This is a genomic window from Nocardioides sp. CF8, assembly GCF_000389985.1.
Lineage (GTDB): Bacteria > Actinomycetota > Actinomycetes > Propionibacteriales > Nocardioidaceae > Nocardioides > Nocardioides allogilvus.
The window spans coordinates 107,690-109,017 of the sequence record NZ_CM001852.1; the positions used below are offsets into that span (position 1 = coordinate 107,690).

Below are 1,328 nucleotides of genomic sequence, written 5' to 3' on the forward strand. Positions count from 1 at the left end.
TGAACCGCCCCGGGATGTCCGGAGAGTTGATTCGTTGGAAGGATCTCTCTCATGGCACGTCCCTCGAAGTACCCGACCGAGCTGCGTGAGCGCGCGGTGCGGATGGTGATCGAGTCCCGTCAGGACTACGAGAACGAAACAGCAGCGATGCGATCAGTGGCCGCCAAGCTGGGCATCACGTCACTGGAGTCGCTGCGCAAGTGGGTCCGGCGCGCTGAGATCGACGGTGGTGTCCGCCAAGGCAAGACCACCGAGGAGATCGCCGAGATCAAGGCGCTGCGCAAGGAAGTCACCGAGCTACGGCGGGCGAACGAGATCTTGAAGGCGGCCTCGGCTTTCTTCGCGGCGGAGCTCGACCGCCCCAACCGGTACTGATCGACTTCATCGAGAACCACAAGGACGAGTTCGGGGTCGAGCCGATCTGCCGGGTGCTCAGCGAGCACGGCGCCAAGATCGCCCCGTCGACTTTCTATGAGGTGAGGTCGCGGCGTCCGTCGCGCCGTCAGGTCCGTGACGCCGAGTTGGTGGCGTTGATCGAGGCCGAGCGGGAGCGGCAGAAGTTCATCCGCCGCTTCGGGGCACGGAAGATGTGGCTTCACTTGCGCGGCCAGGGCCACGACGTCGCCCGGTGCACGATCGAGCGGATCTACCGGCAGCAGGGCTGGGTCGGGGCGCTGCGGCAGCGGCACTTCAAGCCGCATCCGTCCGACGGTTCGCCGCGACCGGTGGACTTGGTGGACCGTGAGTTCTGGGCAGCGCGCCCAAACCAGTTGTGGGTCGCGGACTTCACCTACGTCCCGACCTGGTCGGGGATGGTCTACGTCGCGTTCGTCTTCGACGTCTTCTCCCGGCGCATCGTCGGCTGGCGGGCCGCCACCCGGATGACGACCGACCTGGTGCTCGACACCCTCGAGCACGCAATCTGGACCAGGCAGCAGGCAGGTGTCACCGACCTGACCGGGCTGGTCCACCACACCGATGCAGGGTCCCAATACGTCAGCTTCGCGTTCACCGAGCGGCTCGTCGAAGCCGGCGTCGACCCGTCCGTCGGGTCGGTCGGTGATGCCTACGACAACGCGCTGGCGGAGTCCCAGATCGGGCTCTACAAAGCCGAGCTGATCCGACCCGAAGGCCCCTGGCGCGGTGTCGAGCACGTCGAACTGGAGACCCTGAACTGGGTCGACTTCTTCAACAACGAGCGCCCCCACCAGGCCCTTGCCGACCTAACCCCGATGGCAGCCGAAGAACTTCACTACGCTGCCAAGAACGACCTCATGCCGACCGGCTGAGCCCACAAAAACAGTCTCCGGAAACTCCGGGGCGGTTCA

General features: G+C 65.5%; 1 protein-coding gene and 1 other annotated feature. The gene reads left to right on the forward strand.

Features of this window, described 5'->3' with window-relative positions; all coding sequences use genetic code 11:
- Positions 1-51 precede the first annotated feature (51 nt).
- A protein-coding gene (locus CF8_RS00540) for an IS3 family transposase (protein WP_107705906.1) occupies positions 52-1,289 on the forward strand; the annotation gives its coding sequence in 2 pieces (ribosomal slippage) (positions 52-334 and positions 334-1,289; 1,239 coding nt in all).
- Positions 333-461, forward strand: a sequence feature (AL1L pseudoknot). Its footprint overlaps the gene before it by 129 nt.
- Positions 1,290-1,328: the final 39 nt, after the last annotated feature.